This is a genomic window from Peribacillus acanthi, assembly GCF_003073175.1.
In the GTDB taxonomy this organism is placed as follows: domain Bacteria; phylum Bacillota; class Bacilli; order Bacillales; family DSM-1321; genus Bacillus_BN; species Bacillus_BN acanthi.
Map to the genome: position 1 here is coordinate 28141 of NZ_QBBX01000020.1, position 20435 is coordinate 48575.

20 protein-coding genes and 1 other annotated feature are annotated in these 20435 nt (G+C 40.1%); all 20 genes read right to left on the reverse strand.

All coding sequences use genetic code 11. From position 1 onward, the window contains the following. Positions 1-176: 176 nt before the first annotated feature. The 20 genes from fusA to cysE all read right to left on the reverse strand — a co-directional run bounded on the left by fusA (position 177) and on the right by cysE (position 20355). The gene (gene fusA, locus DBX25_RS17220; RefSeq protein WP_108672018.1) at positions 177-2255 is read right to left on the reverse strand and encodes an elongation factor G; all 2079 of its coding nucleotides are present in this window, start codon (positions 2253-2255) and stop codon (positions 177-179) included. A gap of 57 nt (positions 2256-2312) precedes the next feature. Then, positions 2313-2783 carry a 30S ribosomal protein S7 gene (rpsG, locus tag DBX25_RS17225; protein ID WP_108672019.1) on the reverse strand — a complete coding sequence of 157 codons (471 nt, stop codon included), beginning with the start codon at positions 2781-2783 and terminating at the stop codon, positions 2313-2315. Between the two features lie 47 nt (positions 2784-2830). Continuing rightward, positions 2831-3253 (reverse strand): 30S ribosomal protein S12, encoded by a 423-nt coding sequence (rpsL, locus tag DBX25_RS17230; RefSeq protein WP_108672020.1) that lies wholly within the window; start codon positions 3251-3253, stop codon positions 2831-2833. Between the two features lie 99 nt (positions 3254-3352). Beyond that, complete coding sequence (locus tag DBX25_RS17235; protein ID WP_108672021.1) at positions 3353-3601, reverse strand: 50S ribosomal protein L7ae-like protein; 249 nt, start codon at positions 3599-3601, stop codon at positions 3353-3355. A gap of 178 nt (positions 3602-3779) precedes the next feature. Next, complete coding sequence (gene rpoC / locus DBX25_RS17240; RefSeq protein WP_108672022.1) at positions 3780-7379, reverse strand: DNA-directed RNA polymerase subunit beta'; 3600 nt, start codon at positions 7377-7379, stop codon at positions 3780-3782. 56 nt (positions 7380-7435) lie between these two features. Next, positions 7436-11002 carry a DNA-directed RNA polymerase subunit beta gene (rpoB, locus tag DBX25_RS17245; RefSeq protein WP_108672023.1) on the reverse strand — a complete coding sequence of 1189 codons (3567 nt, stop codon included), beginning with the start codon at positions 11000-11002 and terminating at the stop codon, positions 7436-7438. Positions 11003-11248: 246 nt separating this feature from the next. Then, positions 11249-11854, reverse strand: coding sequence for a class I SAM-dependent methyltransferase (locus DBX25_RS17250; RefSeq protein WP_108672024.1), 606 nt, complete (start codon positions 11852-11854; stop codon positions 11249-11251). 117 nt (positions 11855-11971) lie between these two features. Then, on the reverse strand, positions 11972-12337 hold the full coding sequence (rplL, locus tag DBX25_RS17255) for a 50S ribosomal protein L7/L12 (RefSeq protein WP_108672025.1): 366 nt from the start codon (positions 12335-12337) through the stop codon (positions 11972-11974). A gap of 66 nt (positions 12338-12403) precedes the next feature. After that, positions 12404-12904 (reverse strand): 50S ribosomal protein L10, encoded by a 501-nt coding sequence (gene rplJ, locus DBX25_RS17260; protein WP_108672026.1) that lies wholly within the window; start codon positions 12902-12904, stop codon positions 12404-12406. A gap of 39 nt (positions 12905-12943) precedes the next feature. Beyond that, positions 12944-13091 (reverse strand) — a sequence feature (ribosomal protein L10 leader region). Positions 13092-13148: 57 nt separating this feature from the next. Continuing rightward, complete coding sequence (gene rplA / locus DBX25_RS17265) at positions 13149-13850, reverse strand: 50S ribosomal protein L1 (protein ID WP_108672027.1); 702 nt, start codon at positions 13848-13850, stop codon at positions 13149-13151. A gap of 113 nt (positions 13851-13963) precedes the next feature. After that, a complete protein-coding gene (gene rplK, locus DBX25_RS17270) occupies positions 13964-14389 on the reverse strand; it encodes a 50S ribosomal protein L11 (RefSeq protein ID WP_157951008.1) in 426 nt (141 codons plus the stop codon). 175 nt (positions 14390-14564) lie between these two features. Continuing rightward, positions 14565-15098, reverse strand: a complete 534-nt coding sequence (gene nusG, locus DBX25_RS17275; protein WP_108672029.1) for a transcription termination/antitermination protein NusG — start codon at positions 15096-15098, stop codon at positions 14565-14567. 216 nt (positions 15099-15314) lie between these two features. Beyond that, a complete protein-coding gene (gene secE / locus DBX25_RS17280) occupies positions 15315-15494 on the reverse strand; it encodes a preprotein translocase subunit SecE (protein ID WP_108672030.1) in 180 nt (59 codons plus the stop codon). A gap of 57 nt (positions 15495-15551) precedes the next feature. Next, complete coding sequence (rpmG, locus tag DBX25_RS17285; protein WP_108672031.1) at positions 15552-15701, reverse strand: 50S ribosomal protein L33; 150 nt, start codon at positions 15699-15701, stop codon at positions 15552-15554. A gap of 203 nt (positions 15702-15904) precedes the next feature. After that, a complete protein-coding gene (gene sigH / locus DBX25_RS17290) occupies positions 15905-16555 on the reverse strand; it encodes an RNA polymerase sporulation sigma factor SigH (RefSeq protein ID WP_108672032.1) in 651 nt (216 codons plus the stop codon). A gap of 70 nt (positions 16556-16625) precedes the next feature. Next, positions 16626-17138, reverse strand: coding sequence for an NYN domain-containing protein (locus DBX25_RS17295; protein WP_108672033.1), 513 nt, complete (start codon positions 17136-17138; stop codon positions 16626-16628). Between the two features lie 2 nt (positions 17139-17140). Beyond that, complete coding sequence (gene rlmB / locus DBX25_RS17300) at positions 17141-17884, reverse strand: 23S rRNA (guanosine(2251)-2'-O)-methyltransferase RlmB (RefSeq protein WP_108672034.1); 744 nt, start codon at positions 17882-17884, stop codon at positions 17141-17143. Then, positions 17881-18303 (reverse strand): Mini-ribonuclease 3, encoded by a 423-nt coding sequence (locus tag DBX25_RS17305; protein ID WP_108672035.1) that lies wholly within the window; start codon positions 18301-18303, stop codon positions 17881-17883. Before DBX25_RS17305 ends, rlmB begins: the two co-directional genes overlap by 4 nt. Positions 18304-18305: 2 nt before the next feature. Then, positions 18306-19706 (reverse strand): cysteine--tRNA ligase, encoded by a 1401-nt coding sequence (gene cysS / locus DBX25_RS17310; protein ID WP_108672036.1) that lies wholly within the window; start codon positions 19704-19706, stop codon positions 18306-18308. Then, the gene (cysE, locus tag DBX25_RS17315) at positions 19687-20355 is read right to left on the reverse strand and encodes a serine O-acetyltransferase (RefSeq protein WP_108672037.1); all 669 of its coding nucleotides are present in this window, start codon (positions 20353-20355) and stop codon (positions 19687-19689) included. Before cysE ends, cysS begins: the two co-directional genes overlap by 20 nt. Positions 20356-20435 lie beyond the last annotated feature (80 nt).

Sequence of the window (20435 nt, forward strand, 5' to 3'; positions counted from 1 at the left end):
ATTGTTCCGATGTTAACGTGTGGCTTAGAGCGATCGAATTTAGCTTTACCCATTTGGAATTCCTCCTTGATTTTTAAAAGTAAGTATTTTTTAAATCGTATATGTTGCTATGAAAGCAGAGACCTGCTTTCATAGCTTACATAAGTAGTTATACTTTAATAAGAGGTGAAAATCAATTATTCACCTTTATTTTTTTTGATAATTTCCTCAGAAATGCTCTTTGGAACTTCTTCGTAGTGATCGAAGTGCATAGAGAATACTCCACGACCTTGTGTATTAGAACGTAGGGATGTTGCATATCCAAACATTTCTGAAAGTGGAACCATCGCTTTAACAACTTGTGCGTTACCACGAGCTTCCATACCTTCTACACGTCCACGACGAGAAGTGATACCACCCATAATGTCTCCCATGTATTCTTCAGGGATTACAACTTCAACCTTCATGATAGGCTCAAGAATTACAGGCTTACATTTTGTTGCAGCGTTTTTAAGTGCCATAGAAGCGGCAATTTTAAACGCCATTTCACTAGAGTCAACATCATGGTAAGAACCATCGAATAATTTCGCTTTGATGTCAACTAGAGGGAATCCAGCTAATACACCGCGATCAAGTGAATCTTCTAGACCAGCTTGAACTGCAGGGATGTATTCACGAGGAACAACCCCACCAACGATAGCATTTTCGAACTCGAATCCTTTTCCTTCTTCGTTAGGAGAGAACTCAATCCAAACGTGACCGAATTGACCGCGTCCACCAGATTGACGAGCGAACTTACCTTCAACTTGCGCGCTTCCGCGGAAAGTTTCACGGTATGCTACCTGAGGTGCACCAACGTTAGCTTCTACTTTGAATTCACGTCTCATACGATCAACAATGATGTCAAGGTGAAGCTCACCCATACCAGCGATGATAGTTTGTCCAGTTTCTTGGTCTGTGTGAGCACGGAAAGTAGGATCTTCCTCTTGAAGCTTTTGAAGAGCAGTAGACATTTTGTCTTGGTCTGCTTTTGACTTCGGCTCAACAGATAATTGGATAACTGGCTCAGGGAATTGCATAGACTCTAGGATTACTAGGTTCTTTTCATCACATAGAGTATCACCTGTTGTAGTATCTTTAAGACCTACAGCAGCTGCGATGTCCCCTGCGTATACCATTGAAATCTCTTCACGAGAGTTAGCATGCATTTGTAGGATACGTCCTACACGCTCACGCTTACCTTTAGTAGAGTTTTGTACATAAGAACCTGAGCTCAAAGTACCTGAGTATACACGGAAGAATGTTAACTTACCAACATAAGGGTCAGTCATAACTTTGAATGCTAATGCAGAGAATGGAGCATCGTCACTTGAAGGACGAGTTACTTCTTCATCTGAATCAGGAAGAGTACCTTTGATTGCAGGTACATCTACTGGAGATGGAAGGTACTCGATTACTGCATCAAGCATTAATTGTACACCTTTATTTTTGAAAGCAGATCCACAGATTACTGGATAGAATTCAACGTTTACAGTACCTTTACGAATCGCAGCTTTTAGCTCATCGTTAGAGATTTCTTCTCCACCAAGGTATCTTTCCATTAAATCTTCATCAAGCTCAGCAACCGCTTCAACTAACTTCTCGCGCCACTCTTGTGCTTGTTCCATGTATTCTTCTGGGATTTCACGCACTTCAATATCAGTTCCAAGGTCATTACCGTAGAAAGTTGCGTTCATTTCTACAAGGTCAATAATTGCTGAGAATTGATCTTCAGCACCGATTGGAAGTTGGATTGGGTGTGCGTTAGCTTGTAGACGCTCGTGCAAAGTCTTTACAGAGTAAAGGAAGTCTGCTCCGATTTTGTCCATTTTGTTTACGAATACAACACGTGGTACACCATATGTTGTAGCTTGACGCCATACAGTTTCAGTTTGAGGCTCAACACCAGATTGAGCATCAAGTACTGCTACTGCACCGTCAAGTACACGCAGGGAACGCTCAACTTCAACCGTGAAGTCTACGTGTCCTGGTGTATCGATGATGTTAACGCGGTGGTTTTTCCATTGTGCAGTTGTTGCTGCAGAAGTGATCGTAATACCACGCTCTTGTTCTTGTTCCATCCAGTCCATTTGGGAAGCACCTTCATGTGTTTCACCAATTTTATGGATACGACCTGTGTAATAAAGTACACGCTCAGTTGTTGTTGTTTTACCAGCATCGATATGAGCCATGATACCAATATTACGTGTTTTTTCTAAGGAGAACTCTCTTGCCATTGGGTCTTTCTCCTTCCTTATATGAGTATTAGTTTATTGTTTGGATTAAAATAGATCCTACCAGCGGTAGTGAGCAAATGCTTTATTAGCTTCTGCCATTTTGTGAGTATCTTCACGCTTTTTAACAGATGCTCCAGCACCGTTAGCAGCATCAAGAATCTCGTTAGCTAAACGTTCAACCATCGTTTTTTCTCCACGAAGGCGAGAGTAGTTTACTAACCAGCGAAGACCAAGAGTTGTACGACGGTCAGGACGCACCTCAACTGGTACTTGGTAGTTTGCTCCACCTACACGGCGTGCTCTTACCTCTAATACTGGCATGATGTTTTTTAGAGCTGCATCAAATACTTCCATAGGCTCTTTGCCTGAACGCTCTTGAATAAGTTCGAAAGCGGAGTAGATGATTTGCTGGGATGTACCTCTTTTACCGTCAATCATCATTTTGTTGATTAAACGAGTAACTAATTTAGAATTATAAAGCGGATCTGGTAATACGTCTCTTTTTGCAACAGGTCCTTTACGAGGCATGTTTTTTCCTCCTTTCAACGAATCTATAATTTTTAATTTGTATTAAATTATTTCTTTGGAGCTTTAGGACGCTTAGTACCGTATTTAGAACGACCTTGCATACGGTTGTTAACACCAGCTGTATCCAACGCACCACGTACGATATGATAACGTACCCCTGGTAAGTCTTTTACACGTCCTCCACGGATTAACACTACGCTGTGCTCTTGTAGGTTATGACCGATACCAGGGATGTAAGCTGTTACCTCGATACCATTTGTCAAACGAACACGCGCATATTTACGTAACGCTGAGTTTGGTTTCTTTGGAGTCATTGTACCAACACGAGTACAAACACCGCGTTTTTGTGGAGATGATACGTTAGTTTGAGATTTTTTGAAGCTGTTATAGCCTTTGTTAAGAGCAGGAGACTTAGATTTTACTTCTTTAGACTCACGACCCTTACGCACTAATTGGTTAATAGTAGGCATTATATTTCCTCCTTTCGCTAATTGGTTCTAGTCCCACACATCCAGGTGGTTCAAAAATGAGCAAAAACAAAGTTTTTGCAGTTTTCCGCAAAAACAGTTTTACTTTTTAATTGCAACAGCTGCAGCTTTTACGTCGATCTTGCACGCTTTACCAAGCTTTTGCATTGAGTCAACATATGTTATGGTCACATTCTGTTCAGTTGCTAATTTCACTAGGTCCACTTTCAACTTAATGTCAGCGTCCTCAGCTAAAATTATTTCTGAGACTTCCTGATTCCTTAATGCGTTAGCTGTTTGTTTTGATCCTATAACAATTTCTTTCGCCTGTATGACTTTTTCATACGACATATGTCAATCCTCCAAAGTTACAGGATATCATAGGAACACCTTTGCAATAATAACACCTTTTCTACTCCCATGTCAACTATACCAAAATATTTTTTTGAGTATTTGTTTAAAATGTAAGATTCAAGGTTTGATAATCATAAATACAAGGCCGGCGAAATCACCAGCCTTGCAACAATAATTATTCTACAGTGATTGCATCTTCATTAGATTCTTCTGCGAATACTGGAGTTGCTTTTCGGTAACGCTGCATTCCAGTACCAGCTGGTACTAGCTTACCAATGATAACATTTTCCTTAAGGCCAAGTAGCTCATCGCGTTTGCCTTTGATTGCCGCATCTGTAAGAACTCTAGTAGTTTCTTGGAAGGATGCAGCAGACAAGAAGGAGTCTGTTTCAAGAGAAGCTTTCGTAATCCCAAGAAGGATTGGTCTTCCTGTAGCAGGAATTTTACCTTCAAGAAGAGCGTTTGTATTTGCATCTGTAAATTGGTGGATATCCAGTAATGTTCCAGGTAATACATCCGTCTCACCTGCGTCAAGAACACGAATCTTACGTAGCATTTGACGTACCATTACTTCAACGTGCTTATCACCAATTTCTACCCCTTGCATACGGTAAACACGTTGCACTTCACGTAACAAGTATTCTTGTACAGCAAGAGTGTCTTTGATTTTTAATAGTTCTTTTGGATCGATAGAACCTTCAGTCATTTCTTGACCACGAGCGATCTTAGAGTCGACAGTCACTTTTAGACGAGCTGTGTACGGAACTGTATATGTTCTAGATTCAACCTCACCTTGAACGACAATCTCCTGTTGCTTGTCTTTTCCTTCATTAATCGCAACGATTGTGCCATCAATTTCAGATATAACTGCTTGCCCTTTTGGATTTCTTGCTTCGAAGATTTCTTGGATACGAGGTAAACCTTGAGTAATATCGTCTCCAGCAACCCCACCTGTATGGAACGTACGCATTGTTAACTGCGTTCCTGGTTCACCGATGGACTGTGCAGCGATAATACCAACAGCTTCACCAACTTCAACCTCTTGACCAGTAGCAAGGTTTCGACCATAACATTTCTTACATACACCATGACGAGTGTTACATGTAAATGCTGAACGAATCCAAACAGACTGTATTCCAAGGTCTTCAATTTGTATAGCCAAATCTTCTGTAATCAAACCATTCTCAGGAACAATCACTTCTTGTGTTTCTGGATGTTTGATTGATTTTCTAGCATATCTTCCAATTAAGCGCTCTTCTAGACGTTCAATGATTTCCGTTCCATCTCTCAAGGCTTCTACACGTAAACCACGATCTGTTCCGCAGTCGTCATCACGGACAATTACGTCCTGTGCAACGTCTACGAGACGGCGTGTAAGGTATCCAGAGTCAGCTGTTTTAAGGGCTGTATCAGCAAGACCTTTACGCGCTCCGTGAGTAGATATGAAGTATTCTAATACAGTTAGACCTTCACGGAAGCTTGATTTGATTGGTAGTTCAATAATTCGGCCAGCCGGGTTGGCCATTAGACCACGCATACCAGCTAACTGTGTAAAGTTAGATGCGTTACCACGGGCACCAGAATCACTCATCATAAAGATTGGGTTACGGTTATCCAAGGACTTCATCAGTTTTGCCTGAATATCATCCTTCGCAATACTCCAGATTGAAATTACACGATCATAACGCTCATCTTCAGTAATTAGTCCACGTCTGAATTGCTTCATAACGTTGTCTACCTTCGTTTGCGCTTCCTCGATAATTACATTCTTTTCTTTTAATACTACGATATCTGCCACACCAACTGTAATACCAGCTTTTGTGGAGTATCTGAATCCAAGGTCCTTCATGCGATCCAGCATTTTAGACGTTTCTGTGATTTTGAAACGCTTGAATACTTCAGCAATAATATTTCCAAGGATTTTCTTTTTAAACGGCTCAATGATTGGTTGTGCCTCAATAGTTTCTTTTACGTTTTGACCCTTTTCAATGAAGAATCTCTCAGGAGTTTTCACTTCTAAGTTTTCTTTTGTAGGCTCATTGATGTATGGGAACGTTTCAGGAAGGATTTCATTGAAAATCAACTTCCCTACTGTTGTCATCAATAGCATTTGTTTTTGCTCTTCAGTGAATGTTTGGTTGTTTAATGATGAAGCATGTACAGCTACACGCGTATGCAAGTGCACATAACCATTTTGGTATGCCACTAGTGCTTCGTTTGTATCTTTAAACACCATACCCTCGCCGACAGCTCCAGCTCTTTCCAAGGTTAAGTAGTAGTTTCCTAATACCATGTCCTGGGATGGAGTAACAACAGGTTTACCATCTTTAGGGTTCAAGATATTTTGTGCCGCTAACATTAGAAGACGAGCTTCTGCTTGAGCTTCGGATGATAACGGAACGTGTACAGCCATTTGGTCACCGTCAAAGTCCGCATTGTATGCTGTACATACAAGTGGATGAAGACGGATTGCACGACCTTCTACTAATGTAGGTTCAAACGCTTGGATACCTAGTCTGTGAAGAGTTGGGGCACGGTTCAATAGAACCGGATGCTCCTTAATGACAGATTCTAGTACGTCCCAAACGTCAGGAGAAAGTCTTTCAATCTTTCTCTTGGCAGACTTGATATTGTGAGCAAGACCTTTGCCTACAAGTTCTTTCATAACGAAAGGTTTGAACAATTCTAAAGCCATTTCTTTAGGAAGACCACATTGGTACATTTTTAAGTTTGGACCTACTACGATAACGGAACGACCAGAATAGTCAACACGTTTACCAAGTAAGTTTTGACGGAAACGACCTTGTTTCCCTTTCAGCATATGAGATAAAGATTTCAAAGGTCTGTTACCTGGTCCTGTAACTGGACGGCCACGACGACCATTGTCAATCAATGCATCAACTGCTTCTTGAAGCATACGCTTCTCATTTTGAACAATAATACTTGGAGCGCCTAAATCCAATAAACGCTTCAAACGATTATTACGGTTGATTACTCGACGATATAAGTCATTTAGGTCGGATGTTGCGAAACGTCCTCCATCTAATTGAACCATCGGCCGTAATTCTGGTGGGATTACCGGTAGAACCTCTAAAATCATCCAAGAAGGTTCATTTCCAGAGTTACGGAAAGCTTCTAACACTTCTAAACGCTTAATTGCTCTTGTACGACGTTGTCCTTGAGCAGTCTTAAGCTCTTCTTTTAGACCCTCAACTTCTTTTTCAGTGTCGATATCTGAAAGAAGCTTACGAATTGCTTCAGCACCCATTGCTGCTTGAAACTTATTGCCATACTTTTCACGATAAGCGCGGTATTCTTTTTCAGATAGAAGTTGTTTCTTTTCTAATGCTGTATCACCTGATTCAGTAACCACATATGAAGCGAAATAGATAACTTCTTCTAGAGCCCTAGGGGACATGTCAAGGACAAGTCCCATACGGCTAGGAATACCTTTGAAATACCAAATATGGGATACAGGAGCAGCTAGCTCGATGTGACCCATGCGCTCACGACGCACCTTTGCACGAGTAACTTCTACTCCGCATCGATCGCAGACAACACCTTTATAACGAACACGTTTGTATTTTCCACAATGACATTCCCAATCTTTTTGCGGACCAAAGATACGTTCGCAGAAAAGACCGTCTTTTTCCGGTTTCAACGTACGATAGTTGATTGTTTCCGGTTTTTTTACTTCACCAAATGACCAAGAACGAATCTTGTCAGGTGAAGCTAGACCAATTTTCATATACTCAAAATTATTAACGTCTAGCAAGGGGCCTACCTCCCTTATGATCTCCAGGTTTTACCCTTATTGCCTATAGTGAATGATTATTTAACTTCTGTTTCCTCAAGAGGTACAGAATCTGTCTTTAATTCTGGCTCTAATGATAAAGCATCTGCTTGGTGAATATCTTCATCATCTTCTGTATCACGCATTTCGATTTCTTTATCATCGCTAGATAGGATTTTAACATCCATACCTAAGCTTTGAAGTTCTTTTATCAATACTTTGAATGATTCTGGTACACCTGGTTCTGGTACATTCTCACCTTTAACAATTGCTTCGTATGTCTTCACACGACCAACAACATCATCGGATTTGACAGTAAGAATTTCTTGTAGGGTGTAAGCAGCACCATAAGCTTCAAGTGCCCAAACCTCCATCTCACCGAAACGTTGTCCACCGAATTGAGCTTTACCTCCAAGTGGCTGTTGTGTAACAAGTGAGTATGGACCAGTTGAACGAGCATGTAACTTGTCGTCAACCATGTGAGCAAGTTTAATCATGTACATGACACCGACGGATACACGGTTATCAAACGGTTCACCAGAACGACCATCATATAACACAGTCTTCGCATCACGAGCCATTCCTGCTTCTTCAATAGTAGACCATACATCTTCCTCACGAGCGCCATCAAATACTGGTGAAGCAACGTGAATACCCAATGCACGAGCCGCCATTCCTAGATGCAACTCTAATACCTGACCGATGTTCATACGTGAAGGTACGCCCAACGGATTTAACATGATGTCAACAGGTGTTCCATCTGGTAGATATGGCATGTCTTCTTCAGGAAGGATACGGGAGATTACCCCTTTATTACCATGGCGACCGGCCATTTTATCCCCTTCAGAAATTTTACGTTTTTGAACGATGTAGACGCGTACCAATTGGTTTACACCTGGTGGTAACTCATCTCCATCTTCACGATTGAAGACTTTCACGTCAAGGACAATCCCGCCTCCACCGTGAGGTACACGAAGTGATGTATCACGAACTTCACGAGCTTTTTCACCGAAAATAGCATGTAGAAGTCGTTCTTCTGCAGTAAGTTCCGTCACACCCTTAGGAGTAACTTTACCCACTAACAAATCTCCGTCTTTTACTTCAGCTCCGACGCGGACAATTCCACGCTCATCTAGATTACGAAGTGCATCTTCCCCTACGTTAGGTATATCACGAGTGATTTCCTCAGGTCCAAGCTTCGTATCACGAGATTCGGATTCATATTCCTCAATATGAATAGAAGTATAAACATCATCTTTCACAAGTCGCTCACTCATGATGATGGCATCCTCATAGTTATAGCCATCCCAAGTCATGAACGCGACAAGTACGTTACGACCTAAAGCCAATTCACCCTTCTCCATGGAAGGACCATCAGCAAGGATTTCTCCTCTAACTACACGGTCACCGACACTTACGATTGGGCGTTGATTATAACAAGTTCCTTGGTTGGAACGAATAAATTTCAACATGCGATATTTATCAAGATCGCCTTTTACTTCTTGTCCGTCCACATCTTTCACACGACGAACCCAAACTTCTCTAGATTCAACATGTTCTACAATACCTTCATGCTTACAAATCACTGCAGCACCGGAGTCTTTAGCAGAAACATATTCCATACCAGTACCAACAATCGGCGCTTCCGGCTGCATCAAAGGAACAGCCTGACGTTGCATGTTCGCTCCCATTAGGGCACGGTTGGAGTCATCATTTTCTAAGAACGGGATACAAGCTGTCGCAGCCGATACCACCTGCTTAGGAGATACGTCCATGTAGTCCACACGATCATTTTTAACAACCGTATTTTCTCCACGGAAACGAGCAACTACTTCATCATCAAGGAATGAACCGTCATCATCTAAACGAACATTCGCTTGAGCCACTACATATAGATCTTCTTCGTCAGCAGTTAAGTAATCGATTTTACCTGTTACTTTACCTGTTTCAGGATCTACACGTCTGTAAGGTGTCTCGATGAATCCAAAACGGTTCACTTTTGCGAAACTGGATAGTGAGTTGATCAAACCGATGTTTGGACCCTCAGGAGTTTCGATTGGACACATACGACCATAGTGAGAATAATGAACGTCACGCACTTCAAAGCCTGCTCGCTCACGCGTTAAACCACCAGGTCCTAAAGCGGACAAACGACGCTTATGAGTAAGCTCAGCAAGCGGATTTGTTTGATCCATGAACTGGGATAACTGTGAGCTTCCAAAGAACTCTTTAATAGAAGCAATAACAGGACGAATATTAATTAATTGTTGTGGTGTAATCGTGTTCGTGTCTTGGATGGACATTCTTTCACGTACAACACGCTCCATACGGGATAGACCGATACGGAATTGATTTTGTAACAACTCACCTACAGAACGAAGGCGACGGTTACCTAAGTGGTCAATATCATCTGTATCTCCAACAGAGTGAAGTAGGTTGAAGAAGTAACTAATGGAAGCTACGATGTCAGCAGGTGTAATGTTCTTAATCTGCTCAACGACATTTGCATTACCAATAATATTAATTTCCTTCTCACCATCTACATCTCCGGGAGCAAATGTTTTAATAGATTGAACACGAACGTCTTCATCTACTACTCCACCCACAAGAGTTACATCTTTAGAACCAATGCCTGCCTCTAAGTGAGGAATAATACGATCAAGAGTACGACGATCTAGAAGTGTTCCTTTTTCTACGATGATTTCACCTGTTTCAGGATCAACTAGTGTTTCTGCAATACGTTGATTGAATAGGCGGTTTTTAATATGAAGTTTTTTATTGATTTTGTAGCGACCAACATTCGCTAAATCATAGCGCTTTGGATCGAAGAAGCGTGACACAAGCAAGCTTTTTGCATTTTCTACAGTTGGTGGTTCACCAGGACGTAGTCGCTCATAAATTTCAAGCAATGCTTTTTCAGTGCTTTCTGTGTTATCTTTTTCTAGCGTATTTCTGATATATTCATTGTCACCGATTAAGTCGATGATTTCTTGATCAGAGCCAAATCCTAATGCACGTAAAAGGACCGTTACTGGAAGTTTCCTTGTACGATCAATTCTCACATACACTACATCTTTAGCATCTGTCTCATATTCAAGCCATGCACCACGGTTTGGAATCACCGTTGCCGTGAAGCCTCTCTTACCATTTTTATCAATTTTCTTGCTGAAATACACACTTGGAGAACGAACTAACTGAGAAACGATAACGCGTTCTGCTCCGTTAATAATAAATGTGCCTGTTTCCGTCATTAAAGGAAAGTCGCCCATGAATACATCTTGGTCTTTTACTTCCCCTGTTTCTTTATTTACAAGACGGACCTTCACACGAAGCGGTGCAGAATATGTAACATCTCGCTCTTTCGACTCTTCAACGGAGTATTTTGGATCTCCGAGGCTATAATCGATAAATTCAAGCGAAAGATTACCCGTGAAATCCTCGATAGGTGAAATATCCTGAAACATTTCACGTAATCCTTCATCCAAGAACCATTGATAGGAAGAAGTTTGGATTTCAATAAGGTTTGGTAACTCTAAAACCTCGCTAATTCGTGCATAACTTCTGCGTTGGCGGTGTCGTCCATACTGAACAAGTTGACCTGTCAACAGATTCACCCCTCAAATCAAGCATTATAAGGATCTATCATCTAAAAGAACTGAAAATTCCCTTAGACAAAAAGAAAATGGTTTTTATTTCAAAACCATATTTCACATAAAACGCACTATTATTTATATATTTTTCCCAATTCAACCAAATCTTATACTATTAATTTTAAAAATAGCAAAAAATAGGCATAGCAAAGGAAAGTATATATATGCATTTTATAATACTAACATAGCAAAAAAATCAAGTCAATTTTTTTTAGAGAAAACAATAAAATATCCTTTTTTCTTTTCTGCAATCTCTACGTTACCAAAAACCTCTTCCATTTTCGCCATAGCTGATGGAGCTCCTTGCTTCTTCTGAATCACAATCCAGAGCTCCCCACCTTCAACTAGATGGTCATAACTTTCAGACAAGATTGTGTGGACTACATTTTTCCCAGCCCTTATCGGCGGATTGGAAAGAATAGCAACATACTTACTTCCTTCTATTTTTTCATACACATTACTTTCGTGAATGTTCACATTACCGATACCGTTAGCTTGTGCATTATGTTTCGCCAACTCAATCGCCCGGTCATTTACATCTACCATTTCAACATGACGGTTAGGATACAATTTCCCAAGTGTTAATCCAATTGGCCCATATCCACATCCGACATCTAGTATGTCACCATCTAGATCCTCAGGTATAACAAATGTTTCTATTAATAAACGCGATCCAAAGTCCACCTCACTTTTAGAGAATACCCCGTTATCAGTTTTAAACTTAAGCGAGTGGCCTCTAAGGGTGAAATCCCAATACTTCGGTCGACTTTCTATGTTAGGGTTTTTGGAGTAATAATGTTCTGTCAATGGATACTCCTCCTTTTGAAAGGATCATATGAAGAGAAATCTTTTCGAAGAAAGATGGAAGAATTAATATTGATTAAAAAAGCTCGCTGAATTCAGCGAGCTTTTAATTATGCGATATTACTTAACTTCAACGTTTGCTCCAACTTCTTCAAGTTTAGCTTTGATTTCTTCAGCTTCTTCTTTAGAAACGCCTTCTTTAAGTGCTTTTGGAGTGTTGTCAACAAGTTCTTTCGCTTCTTTAAGGCCAAGACCTGTAAGTTCACGAACAACTTTGATAACTTTAATTTTTTGGTCTCCAGCAGAAGCCAATACTACGTTGAATTCTGTTTGCTCAGCAGCAGCTTCACCAGCACCAGCGCCACCCATCATAGCTACAGGAGCAGCAGCAGTTACACCAAACTCTTCTTCGATTGCTTTTACAAGGTCATTTAATTCTAAAACAGTCATATTTTTAACTGCTTCAATGATTTGTTCTTTAGTCATTGTATAGTTCCTCCTTAGTTTTAGGAAATTAATTTTTGTTTCGTACAATTAGATGCTAAGGGATAATTAAGCACCTTGCTCTTCTTTTTGCTCAGATACCGCCTTCGTAACAAGTGCGAAGTTGCGGATTGGAGCTTGAAGAACGCTAAGCAACATAGAAAGTAAGCCTTCGCGGGATGGAAGTTCTGCAAGAGCTTTAACATCTTCAGCAGAAGCAACGTTTCCTTCGATTACACCAGCTTTAATTTCTAATGCAGTGTGTTTCTTTGCGAAATCGTTAAGGATTTTCGCAGGAGCAACTACGTCGTCAGCAGAGAACGCAATCGCATTCGGACCAGTAAGTGCATCATTTAATCCACTTAGTTCAGCAGCTTCTGTAGCACGACGAGTCAAAGTGTTTTTGTAAACTTTGAATTCTACGCCAGCTTCACGAAGCTGTTTACGAAGTTCAGTGACTTCAGCAACTTTCAATCCACGATAGTCAACAACAACTGCCGTTTTACTAGTTTTGAACTTTTCAGCGATCTCAGTAACAATCACTTGTTTAGTTTCAATAGCGCTGCTCATATTTACACCTCCTGTAGATTTGCTTGAAACACATTTATACCGCACATTAGAAAGCCCCCATATCGAACAACTAGACATGAGGGCAGTAAATTCCAAAACATAGTTTAAAACTATATATATCGAAATTACCTCGGTAGGATATTAAGCGCTTGGCACCTACTGTCTACGGTACAAATGGTATTCATATTTATAACAACAAAACACATTATAACGAATATGTTTTAGGTTGTCAACAATTTGTTAATTATTTTACAGCTGTGAAAGTAGAAGCGTCAACTTTCACACCAGGGCCCATTGTAGTAGTTACAGTGATATTCTTCATGTAAGTACCTTTTGCAGCCGCAGGCTTAACTTTTAATAATGTATCGAAAATAGTTGTGAAGTTCTCAACTAGTTTGTTGTCTTCGAAAGAAACTTTACCGATTGGAACATGGATGTTTCCAGTTTTGTCAACACGGTATTCAACTTTACCAGCCTTGATTTCGTTCACAGCTTTAGTAACATCAAATGTAACTGTACCAGTTTTAGGGTTTGGCATTAAACCTTTTGGTCCTAATACACGACCAAGTTTACCAACTTCACCCATCATGTCTGGAGTTGCAACGATTACATCGAATTCGAACCAACCTTGTTGGATCTTAGTGATGTAGTCAGAATCACCAACATAGTCTGCACCAGCAGCTTCTGCTTCTTTAGCTTTTTCACCCTTAGCAAATACTAATACGCGTTGAGTTTTACCAGTTCCATTTGGAAGTACAACTGCTCCACGGATTTGTTGATCAGCTTTCTTAGGGTCTACGCCTAAACGGAATGCAACTTCAACAGTAGCATCGAACTTAGCAAAGTTTGCTTTTTTAGCAAGCTCAACAGCTTCAGTTACTGGGTAAGTTTTTTGAGAATCTACAAGCTTTGTAGCTTCAAGATATTTTTTACCTTTTTTAGCCATGAAAATTTCCTCCTAATATGTGGTTTTAGCGGAATAACCTCCCACGAATAAAGGTTGCGAGTAATCATTTCAACATCGCAACCCCCGTAGCAAACATCAATCAATTACATGGATTAATCTTCGATGATGATACCCATGCTTCGTGCAGTACCTTCAACCATACGCATAGCAGACTCAACGTTTGCAGCGTTTAGATCAGGCATTTTAGTTTCAGCAATCTCACGTACCTTGTCACGCTTGACTGTTGCAACTTTTTTACGATTTGGTTCACCAGAACCAGACTCGATACCAGCAGCTTTCTTAAGAAGAACAGCAGCAGGTGGAGTTTTCGTAATGAATGTAAATGAACGGTCTTCGAATACCGTGATTTCAACAGGGATAATCAGACCAGCTTGTTCTGCTGTACGAGCGTTGAACTCTTTACAGAAGCCCATGATGTTAACACCAGCTTGACCTAGAGCAGGACCAACCGGTGGAGCTGGATTAGCTTTACCTGCAGGAATTTGAAGTTTTACAAGCTTAATAACTTTTTTAGCCACGAGACACACCTCCTTATAGTCCGTGATGTGGTAATAGGGGCATTACCCCTCCCACTCTTCACATTCTTTATATAAAAAAATAAAGAACTTAACAATTTGTCCGCGTCTCTAGACAGAGACATACTGACCTATGAAATATTAACACTTTTTTAAATGCATTTCAAGTTTTTTTGGATTATAATTTTTCCACTTGTCCAAAGTCCAGTTCAACTTTTGTGTCACGACCGAACATATCAACCATAACTTTAAGCTTCGCCTTGTCTTTATCCATTTCTTCAATAGTTCCTGTAAAGTTCGCAAATGGCCCTTGGTTCACCTTGACAGTTTCCCCTAGTTCGAAGTTAACTTCAATTCTTCTTTCTTCCATTCCCATGCGCTTAAGGATCATTTGAACCTCTTCTGGAAGAAGTGGCGTAGGCTTTGAGCCAGAACCTGCAGAACCAACGAAACCTGTTACTCCTGGAGTATTTCGAACTACATACCATGAATCATCAGTCATAATGATTTCAACAAGCACGTAACCTGGGAATACTTTCTTCTTCACTACTTTTTTCTTACCATTTTTGATATCAGTTTCTTCTTCCTCTGGAACTACCACACGGAAGATTTTATCTTGCATCGCCATTGATTCTACACGTTTTTCTAGATTTGCTTTTACTTTATTCTCATATCCAGAGTAAGTGTGAACGACATACCAGTTTTTTTCCATGAATTATAGGACGTAATGTCCTTCCCTCCCTGCCTTGTATTCTATCATTAGGCTGTGTAATCTAGTTCGTTAACCTTATTGATATTGATGCAATTCTTATAAGTTTTTTAAACAAATTAAAAAACCCGTATAACGGGCTTTTTCGAGTTACATATTATTCTATCACTATTATGACTTTTTTTCGAATACCTTATTCACATTAATTGAATAATATTATTATGGAATCAAACGAATAAGTTCAGAAATGCCCAAATCAACAACAGCAAAGAACAATGCCATGATGACAACAGTAGCGAGTACAGTGATTGTATACTTAGTAAGCTCTTGACGCTTAGGCCAGCTCACTTTCTTCATTTCACGTACGACGCCGCCGAAAAACTCAGTAATGCGTTGCATGTTCGTAACCTCCAACCCTCAATGAATGCATCTATTAGTCCAAAATCTATTAAATCTCTATTTGGTTTCTTTATGAAGTGTATGAGCATTGCATGTTTTGCAATGTTTCTTTATTTCGAAACGTTCCGATTTGGATGAGCTAGTGCTCTCTGTCGTATAGTTTCTTGATCCACATTCAGCACAAGCTAGAATGACTTTTGAACGCATGTGTCAACACCTGCTTAATGTTTCTTTTAGTCCATAAAACTGTAACATGGCTGTCTTTTAATGTCAATCGCTCTTTTAAGGTCACATCAGTAGGAGCAATCGAAAAGAAAGACCCACTCGAACACCATTGGCAAAGTCAGGAGATAATCAAACCGACCCATTGTCCAACCATTCGAATAAGTCTTTATGATATTAGTGTTCTATTATAAAGAGATTTCACGCACCTCTAAATAGCGCTCTAATTTCCGCTTCACCCGTTGCAAGGCGTTATCAATAGATTTAACATGACGATTCAGTTCTTCCGAAATCTCTTGATACGATTGTCCATCAAGGTACAAAGCCAGTACCTTCCGTTCAAGGTCACTCAACAGCTCAGCCATTTTCAACTCAATGTCATCAAACTCTTCTTGATTGATGATTAATTCTTCTGGATCCATCACCTTTGCACCTGAAATAACATCCAGCAGGGTTCGGTCGGACTCTTCATCATAAATTGGTTTATCAAGCGAAACATAAGAATTCAAAGGTATATGTTTCTGACGTGTAGCGGTTTTGATTGCAGTAATAATTTGTCTAGTAATACAAAGCTCAGCAAAAGCTTTAAATGAGGTAAGCTTGTCCTCTTTAAAATCTCTGATTGCTTTATATAAGCCAATCATGCCTTCTTGAACGATATCCTCTTTATCAGCACCTATAAGAAAATAGGTTCGTGCTTTAGCTCGAACGAAATTCCTATACTTATGTATCAAGTAGTCTAAAGCTTCACTTTCACCGTTGTGTACTAGTTCCACAAGCACATCATCTTCGAGCTGTGAATACCTATCACTAACTTTGCTTCCTACCTCTGCAATCATACCTATCCCCCTCGCCCGAAAACAATAGTTAGAATTATTATACATTAGCGAATTTTTCGAAGTCAACCACTCAAAGTTTCCCGCGGCGCCATTTTTCGAAAATTTCCGCAACTTCATCGGTAAGGGGGATCTTAGATACCGGTTTTTGAATCGTTTCTATTTTGACCTTTTTTTCGATTTCTTTATGGATATGCTGACACTCAATTAATAGTTCTCTCGCCGACTTGCGCAGGGCCCCTTGTCCAAAAATAGCCCATTGTTCAGTAAAATCAGAAGTGGCTACATGCACTTGGGTCTTAATGTTATTTAACTCAATCGCAAGCTTTTCGATTCGTTCATCTGCTGTCTCATTTTCTTTTGTGAAAATGACTTCGACCTTGTAATTCTTGTACTTCCTTTCAAGACCTTGGACAAAATGGGCATCAAAGATTATCAGAACTCTATATCCCGTGAATGCTTGATACTCCGCCATTATCTCAACTAACTTATCCCTTGCGGCCGCAAGGTCTTTGTTACGCAAATCCCGTAGCTCAGGCCAAGCTCCTATCATATTGTAACCATCGACTAATAGAACGTTATTCATAACTATTTCCCTAATGGGTTTCTTTTACGATAGACCTCATACATAAGTAATCCAGCCGCTACAGAAGCGTTTAAAGAAGTTACTTTCCCAACCATTGGCATATGAATCAAGAAGTCACACTTTTCTTTCAGAATGCGACTCATACCTTTTCCTTCGCTCCCAATGACGATTCCAATAGGCATGTTTCCATCTAAGTTTCTGTAATCATCGCTACCTTTAGCATCCGTTCCCACTATCCAAAGTCCACGGTCTTTCAGTTCATCAACCGTTCTGGATAGATTGGTTACTCTAGCTACAGGAATATATTCAATTGCCCCTGTTGAAGCCTTTGCAACGGTAGAAGTCAAACCAACCGCTCTCCGTTTTGGAATAATAATGCCATGGGCACCTGTGGCATCGGCTGTTCTCATAATAGAACCAAGATTATGAGGATCCTCTAGCTCATCCAGTATTAAAAAGAATGGGGCTTCATTTCGTTTAGCTGCTAAAGCGAACAAATCGTCAAGCTCCGCATACTGATAGGCTGCCACTTGGGCAATGACCCCTTGGTGATTTCCTTCCACCATTTGATCAATTTTCTTTTTTGGCACGAATTGAAGGAATACCTTTCTTTCGTTAGCAATCGCGATGATCTGTTGCATCGATCCTTTTTGAGAACCTTCTGCAATCATGATTTTATTTATATCCCGCTCTGACTTTAAAGCCTCTAAAACAGGATTTCTTCCCATGATGATTTCCTGGGTCATTTTTGTACTCCTCCTTTCTCATTTTCTATATATTGAATTGCCGTATGAATGATTTCTTCCATCCTTACCGTGAGACTAGATAAAAATAGGTAACCTAACAATGCTTCAAAGGCTGTACTATATCGGTATGTTTGAACATCCGTATTTTTGGGGACAGAGCCTGATTTGGCATTGCGTCCTCTTTTAACTACTGCTATCTCCTCTTCAGACAATAAGTTTTCTTCCATCATATGATGGATGACCTTACTCTGGGCTTTCGCCGAAACAAATCTTGTTGCTTCCCTATGTAGGAAGTTAGGTTTAACTCCACCCTTTTGTACAAGGAAATGCCGTATATATGTTTCATACACAGCATCTCCCATATACGCAAGAGCTAAGCTATTAAGCAAAAGCGGGTTAATCTTGTTTTCGAATTGCATGTTTACCCTCTTTTCCATCTAGTACCTTGCGCCGTATCTTCCAAAATGATATTCATCTCTTTCAACTGATCACGAATTTCATCTGAGCGGCTGAAGTTACGGTCTTTTCTTGCTTGGTTTCTTTCTTGAATCAATCGGTCAACTTCTTCGTCCAGTAAAACGGCTTCCTCTTTTAACGTTAAACCCAACACACTAAATAACGTTTCAAATTCGTTAATGAAAGCTTGAATGACCTCTTGATGCGTATTTTTCTCTAGCAAGTAATAATTTGCTTGTTTAGATAAATCGAACAAGACCGAAATCGCATTTGCCGTATTGAAATCATCGTCCATTTCCTCGATGAACTTCTGGTGCAATTGCTCGATTTTCTCTAACCACTCATCATTTGTAGTGGTTAAGTCCGTTGAAGATTCTAAACGATGCTTTAAGTTTTGGTAGGATGATTTTAAACGCTCCAGTCCTGTTTTTGTGTTCTCCAATAATTCTTCACTATAATTAATAGGATGTCTATATTGTACGGATAGCATAAAAAATCTTAATAGTTGTGGGTCATACTTTTTTATAATGTCATGAACCAATACAAAATTCCCTAGAGATTTTGACATTTTTTCGTTATCGATATTAATGTATCCATTATGCATCCAATACTTAGAAAAGACTTTTCCAGAAAGAGCTTCTGATTGAGCAATTTCATTTTCATGATGAGGGAAGGCTAAGTCTTGCCCACCTGCGTGTATGTCGATGCTATCACCTAAATATTTCTTCGCCATCGCAGAGCATTCAATATGCCAACCCGGGCGCCCTTTACCCCACGGACTTTCCCAATAAATCTCGCCTTCTTTTGCCGCTTTCCAAAGAGCAAAATCAAGAGCATCTTGCTTCTTCTCACCGACTTCAATGCGGGCACCCGCTCTTAATTCATCGATGGATTGGTGCGAGAGCTTCCCATATCCTTTAAATTGGCGAGTCTTGTAATATACATCCCCTTCTGACTCGTAGGCAAACCCTTTTTCGATTAAGGCTTCGATAAATTCAATGATGATATCCATGCTTTCCATAACCCTTGGGTGAACATCTGCACGATTGCAACCTAGTGCTGTTACATCCTCAAAGTAGGCATCTATAAATCGTTGCGCCACCGTCGGCACATCTGAACCTAATTCGTTTGCCACACGAATTAACTTATCATCGACATCTGTGAAATTAGATACGTACTGAACGTCATACCCTCGATATTCTAAATAACGTCTAACCGTATCAAAAACAATTGGTGGTCTTGCATTTCCGATATGGATAAAGTTATATACCGTCGGTCCGCACACATACATTTTTACCTTGCCTTTTTCCATCGGTTGAAATACTTCTTTTTGGCGAGTCAATGTATTATATATTTTTATGCTCATATTCCTTCTCCTTTCGATTACGAAGCAAATGTAAATCTTGTTTTAGTTGTTGAATTTCAGATTCTAATGCTTTAAAACGATCACCAGTTGGATCTGGTAAATCGCAATGATTTAAATCTCTTTCTACTCTAACACCATCCTTGATCACAACTTTTCCAGGAATGCCTACAACAGTAGAATTAGCTGGTACTTCCTTCAATACAACTGAACCTGCTCCGATTTTTGAGTTTTCCCCAACGGTAATAGATCCAAGTACCTTAGCTCCTGTAGCAATAAGAACATTATCTTTAATCGTTGGATGCCGTTTCCCTTTTTCTTTACCAGTGCCACCAAGAGTGACTCCCTGAAAAACAGTTACATTATCTCCAATCTCACATGTTTCCCCAATTACGACGCCCATCCCGTGGTCAATGAAAAAACGACGGCCTATTTTTGCTCCTGGATGAATTTCAATCCCTGTAAAGAAACGGCTAATTTGAGATATCACTCTAGCTAGGAAAAACCATTTTCGTTTGAAAAACCAGTGAGCGATACGATGAGCCCAAATCGAATGCAAACCTGAATAAGTAAGAATGACTTCTATATAACTTCTGGCTGCTGGATCCTGATCAAACACAACCTCTATATCTTCCTTGAATGTTTTAAACAAGTTCTATCCCTCCCCACTGTAAACGCCTTTTCTTAGAAAACTTGGCTAGCACCACGCATTAGCCGTGACGAAAGCTAAAT